General features: G+C 71.1%; 4 protein-coding genes. 1 reads left to right on the top strand and 3 read right to left on the bottom strand.

All coding sequences use genetic code 11. The features are described from left to right. Positions 1–116 precede the first annotated feature (116 nt). From VGD85_RS16365 to VGD85_RS16355, 3 genes are all read right to left on the bottom strand, one after another. On the bottom strand, positions 117–848 hold the full coding sequence (locus VGD85_RS16365) for a class I SAM-dependent methyltransferase (protein ID WP_331064501.1): 732 nt from the start codon (positions 846–848) through the stop codon (positions 117–119). Between the two features lie 309 nt (positions 849–1,157). After that, positions 1,158–1,835 carry an endonuclease NucS gene (gene nucS / locus VGD85_RS16360; protein WP_331064500.1) on the bottom strand — a complete coding sequence of 226 codons (678 nt, stop codon included), beginning with the start codon at positions 1,833–1,835 and terminating at the stop codon, positions 1,158–1,160. Between the two features lie 76 nt (positions 1,836–1,911). Continuing rightward, a complete protein-coding gene (locus VGD85_RS16355) occupies positions 1,912–3,459 on the bottom strand; it encodes a methyl-accepting chemotaxis protein (RefSeq protein ID WP_331064499.1) in 1,548 nt (515 codons plus the stop codon). A gap of 185 nt (positions 3,460–3,644) precedes the next feature. Here VGD85_RS16355 and VGD85_RS16350 point away from each other — a divergent pair, with 185 nt between their 5' ends. Then, complete coding sequence (locus tag VGD85_RS16350; protein WP_331064498.1) at positions 3,645–5,459, top strand: 3-hydroxybutyryl-CoA dehydrogenase; 1,815 nt, start codon at positions 3,645–3,647, stop codon at positions 5,457–5,459. Positions 5,460–5,549 lie beyond the last annotated feature (90 nt).

Below are 5,549 nucleotides of genomic sequence, written 5' to 3'. Positions count from 1 at the left end.
GGAGATCGGCGACGCGCTGCTCGCCCGCGAGTGGTTCGTGCGCCGCGCCGGCGACTCCCGGGCGCTGCGGCTCACCGACGCGGGCCGGGCCGCGCTGACCGAGCTCGGCTGCGACGTCAGGGCTTGACCCACACCGACACGTGCTTGGTGCTCTCGCCGGTGAACGCGCTGCGGTCCCAGTCCGACCACCGGTCGCGCAGACGCAGTCCGGCGATGCGGGCCATCAGGTCGAGCTCGGCGGGCCAGGCGTAGCGCAACGGCAAGCTCGAGCGGGTGTAGGTCGTCGCGTCGGTCGAGGTGTAGTGGTGCGACCACATCAGCTGGGTGGCGACGTCGTACTCGTCGACGCCGACGTGGCCGTCGGTGTGGTCGAACACCGCGAACCGTTCGCCCGACGGCAGCCGGCGCAGGATCGGCACGCCGGTCTCGATCACGAAGCAGCCGCCGGGCTCGAGGTGGGCGGCGGCGGTCTCGAAGACCGCGACCTGTCCGTCCTGGGTCGTCACGTTGCCGATCGTGTTGAACACCAGGTAGACGAGGCCGAAGCCACCCTCGACCCGGGCCGAGGTCATGTCGCCGATCGCCACCTCGATGCGGTCGGCGCCGGGCTTGGCGCGCAGCTGGTCGACCATCGCCTCGGACAGCTCGATCCCGTGGACGCGGACGCCGCGCTCGCTCAGCGGCAGCGCGACCCGGCCGGTGCCGATCGCGAGCTCGAGGGCAGGTCGGTCCCCCGCCAGCTCGGCGAGTAGGTCGACGGTGGGGCCGAGCACCTCGGGCGAGAACATCGCGTCCTCGGTGTCGTCGTACCGCTCTGCGACGTCGCGGTCGAAGTAGTTGGGGAGCATCGCCCCATCGTGGGCCGCGTCGGTGGGCGTGGCCACCGGTTTTGCCGCAGGCTCGTGCCGTCGCGACGGTCCGGCGACTGGGCCCAGCCTCGGTGTCCAGCCTCGGTGTCCAGCCTCGGTCGGAAGCTGTGGCCCTGGTCGTTGGTCGATTGGCGAACGCTCGCGACCGAATCGAGACCGCCATCTCGAGCTGCTCGTTCTGCTGCGCGACTGGGTCTCGGTACGGCGGTCGCGAGCTCCTTCGTCGCTCGCGCGCCTATTCGACCTGGCTGCTGCGTCCCGGCCTTCGCGAGCTCAGGCCGGGGCAGCTCAGAACAGCCTGTGGCTGGGGTCGTCGAGGCCGCGCAGCGCGTCGTAGTCGACGACCGCGCACGAGATGCCGCGGTCGGTGGCGAGCACCCGCGCCTGCGGCTTGATCTCCTGGGCGGCGAAGATGCCGCGCACCGGGGCGAGCAGCGGGTCGCGGTTGAGCAGCTCGAGGTAGCGGGTGAGCTGCTCGACGCCGTCGATCTCGCCGCGCCGCTTGATCTCGACGGCGACGCTGCGCCCGTCGGCGTCCTTGCACATCAAGTCGACGGGGCCGATCGCGGTGGGGAACTCCCGGCGTACCAGCGTGAGGCCGGGGGAGAGGGTGGCGGGGTGCTCGGCGAGCAGCTCCTGGAGGTGCTTCTCGACGCCGTCCTTCTGCAGGCCGGGGTCGACGCCCAGCTCGTGGCTGGACTCGTGGTGGATCTCCTCGATGAGGATGCGCAGCGTGTCGTCGCTCTTGGGGTTGGTGACGGTCCACTCGACCTGGCCGTCCTCGGTGGTGCCCTCCCGGAACGTGCAGGGCGGCGACATCCAGTTCAGCGGCTTGTAGGAGCCGCCGTCGGAGTGGACGAGCACCGAGCCGTCGGCCTTGATCATCAGCACCCGGGTCGCCATCGGCAGGTGGGCCGTGAGCCGTCCCGCGTAGTCGACCTGGCAGCGGGCAACGACCAACCTCACGGGCACACCTCAGCACACGACGCACACAACGGGATCCGACCGGAGCAGCGTAAGGGACGGGTGCCGGTGGTGGTGCTCAGCCTCGGCTGGCGCGGCGGGCGATCTCCTCGGCCTCACGCATCGACGCGACCTCGACCATCTGGAAGCCGAGGCCGTCCTGGCCCTCCTGCCAGCCCTTGTTGGCCAGGTCGGCGACGGCGCTGCGGGGCACGACGGTGACGAACGCCTTCATCGTGGTGCGCTCCAGCAGTGGGACGAACTCGACGCCGATCCAGCGGTTCATCTCGGCGGAGTAGGCGCCGACCGCCTCGCTGGAGTCCACGACGACGGTGCGCAGGGAGTGCGTGCGGATCAGCTCCAGCTGCTTGCCGAGGGCCGGCTTGACGGCCTGGTCCTGGTAGCGCAGCCACCGCACGACGACGGCCTCGAGCTCCGGCACGTGCGTCACCGAGACGACGCCCTCGACCTCGAGCGCGACCCCGCCGCGGGTGCCGATGTCGTGGACGACGACCTCGGGCTCGGGCAGCCGGAACCGCTCGGTGACCGCACCGAGGTCGGAGGAGAGGCTGGAGAGCTCCCCGGCGGCGCGCCGGGTGTGGCCGAGCTGCTCCATGGCCTGCGCGGTCGAGGTGGCGACGGAGCCGACCGTGTCGGCGATCTGCTGCGAGCCGTCGGCGGCCTCGAGCAGGCGCCGGCTCATCTCGGCGGTCGTCGCCGCCTGCTCCTCGATCGCGCTCGAGATCGTCGACTGGTAGTCGGCGAAGCGGGAGATGACCTCCTGGGTCCGCTCCAGCGACGCGACGGCCGCCCGGCTGCCGCCCTGGAGGGCGTCCACCTGCTCGGTGATGTCCTCGGTCGCCCGGGCGGTCTCCTGGGCGAGGGTCTTGACCTCGTTCGCCACGACCGCGAACCCCTTGCCGGCCTCGCCGGCGCGGGCGGCCTCGCTCGTGGCATTGAGCGCCAGCAGGGTGGTCTGCCCGGCGATCGCGGTGATCAGGCGTACGACGTTGCCGATCCGCTCGCTCGCGCTGTCGAGCTCGGCCATGACCTGGGCCGCCTCGGCGGCCATGTCCACCGCTTCCTGCGCCACCGACACGGCGTCGGTGACGTTGCGCGCGATCTCGGTGACCGAGTCGCGCATCTCCCGGGCGCCGGTCGAGACGGCGGCCACGTTGCTCGACACGAGGCCCGCGGCCTCGCTGACCTCCGCTGCCCGGGTCGAGGTCTCGGCGAACGTCTGCCCCATCGCCTCGGCCGTGGCGGCCACGGACTCGGCGGTCCCGTTGAGGGAGCCCACCGAGTCGGCGACGTCGCGCATCGCGACGCGGGTGCGCTCGCCGACGGCACTCAGCGCGCCGGTCAGCGGCACCCCCGAGCCGTCCGTGGGGGAGCCGGTCAGGTCGCCGGCGGCCAGCGCGTCGACGTACGCCGCCACGTCCTCCAGCGGAGCGAGCACCCGCCGGTGCAGCACCGCGGCGGTGAGGGCGGTGAGGAGCGTCGAGGCGAGCAGCAGCACGAACGTCGAGCGATCGCCGCGGGCGAGCAGCGCGGCGAGGCCCTGCAGCGCCACCGCGCCGACCATCAGCGTCCTCAGCGGAACGGCGTGGGATGCGTCGCGCGGCATGTGGAACCCCTTCGTTCGCGATGGCGTCGGAGGGCATGCACCGACAGCCATTCTTTTCGGCAAGGGCCCGGCCGACCTGAGGATTTGCGATGGAACAGACACCCGCGACAAGGCTGCCGGAAGTTACCGGCGGGTGAACTAAGTCACGGTGACCCACGCGAACCCCCCGTGGCACGATGCCCCGCATGACGAGCACTCCCGAGACAGCCGCTCCCGGAACCGGGCGCGAGTTCCGCACGATCGGCGTCATCGGCCTGGGCACCATGGGCGCCGGCATCGCCGAGGTCCTCGCCCGCGCCGGCCACACGGTGGTCGGCGTCGAGAAGGACGAGGAGTCCCTGGCCCGGGGCCGCCAGTACCTCGAGCACTCCACCACGCGCGCGGTCAAGCGCGAGAAGATGACGGAGGCCGAGCAGGCCGAGCTCCTCGGCCGGATCACGTTCAGCACCGCATTGAAGGACCTCGCCGACGCCGACGCGGTCATCGAGGCGGTCGTGGAGTCGCTCGACACCAAGAAGGCGATCTTCCGCGAGCTCGACGACATCGTCTCGCCCGAGACGATCCTCGCGACGAACACCTCCTCGCTGTCGGTCCCCGAGATCTCCACCGCGAACGGCCGGCCCGGCCGCGTGGTCGGCGTCCACTTCTTCAACCCCGCGCCGGTGCAGGCGCTGGTCGAGATCGTGCGCACCGTGGTCACCGAGCAGGCCGTGCTCGACGACGTCACCGCGCTGGTCACCAGCCTGGGCAAGTCGCCGGTCGTGTGCGGCGACAAGGCCGGCTTCATCGCGAACACCCTGCTGTTCGGCTACCTCAACCACGCGGTGGCGATGTACGAGGGCCACTACGCCTCGCGCGAGGACATCGACGCCGCGATGCGCTACGGCTGCGGCTACCCGATGGGCCCGCTCGCGCTGCTCGACCTGATCGGCCTGGACACGGCGTACGAGATCCTCGAGACGATGTACCACCAGGGCCGCGACCGCCTGCACGCGCCGCGTCCCATCCTCAAGCAGATGGTCAGCGCGGGCATGCTCGGGCGCAAGACCGGCCGCGGCTTCTACACCTACGAGGCAGCGGACAGCCCGGTGGTGGTCGCCGACGAGCACACCCCGTCGGCGGACGAGAAGCCGCAGCTGCGCCACGACATCAAGCTGGTCGGCGTCGTCGGGACCGGCACGATGGCCACCGGCATCGTCGAGGTGTTCGCCAAGAGCGGCTACGACGTGCTGTACGTCGGGCGCTCGGCCGACAAGGTCGCCGGCGTGCGGACCGCGATCGAGCGTTCTCTCGACAAGGCCATCCAGCGCGGCAAGCTCGAGGAGTCGGCGAAGGGCGAGGTGCTCGGCCGCCTGATCGGCAGCACCTCGCTGGACGACCTCGCGCCGGTCGACATCGTCGTCGAGGCGATCGCCGAGGACCTCGCGATCAAGACCACGCTGTTCGCGAACCTCGACGAGATCTGCAAGCCGGGGGCGATCCTCGCCACCACGACCTCCTCGCTGCCGGTCATCGAGTGCGCCCAGGCGACCTCGCGTCCCCACGACGTCATCGGCATGCACTTCTTCAACCCCGCCCCGGTGATGAAGCTGGTCGAGGTCGTCTCGACCGTCGTCACGTCGGACGAGGTCACCGAGACCACCCGCGCCCTGTGCGACCGGGTCGGCAAGGTCGCAGTGTCGTGCGGCGACCGCGCCGGGTTCATCGTCAACGCGCTGCTGTTCCCCTACCTCAACGACGCGGTGCGGATGCTCGAGGCGCACTACGCGTCCGCCGACGACATCGACCTGGCCATGAAGCAGGGCTGTGCGCTGCCGATGGGCCCCTTCGAGCTGCTCGACGTGGTCGGCAACGACGTCTCCCTGGCGATCCAGCGCGAGCTGTACCTGGAGTTCCGCGAGCCGGGCTTCGCGCCGGCGCCGCTGCTCGAGCACCTCGTGACCGCCGGCTACCTCGGCCGCAAGACCAAGCGCGGGTTCCGGGACTACTCCGCGCGTTAGCCGAGTCGGCGCCAGTTTCCTGTCAAGCGGTGCCGAGTCGGCGCCAGTTTCCTGCCTCATGCGGAAACTGGCGCCGACTCGGCGTGGCTC

The organism is Nocardioides sp. (assembly GCF_036401255.1).
In the GTDB taxonomy this organism is placed as follows: Bacteria; Actinomycetota; Actinomycetes; order Propionibacteriales; family Nocardioidaceae; genus Nocardioides.
This window is presented reverse-complemented; position numbering and strand designations above follow the sequence as displayed.

Bases quoted from the DNA above. Each gene is read 5' to 3' on its own strand.
- VGD85_RS16365 (WP_331064501.1), bottom strand. From the start codon at position 848: ATGCTCCCCAACTACTTCGACCGCGACGTCGCAGAGCGGTACGACGAC.
- VGD85_RS16355 (WP_331064499.1), bottom strand. From the start codon at position 3,459: ATGCCGCGCGACGCATCCCACGCCGTTCCGCTGAGGACGCTGATGGTC.
- VGD85_RS16350 (WP_331064498.1), top strand. From the start codon at position 3,645: ATGACGAGCACTCCCGAGACAGCCGCTCCCGGAACCGGGCGCGAGTTC.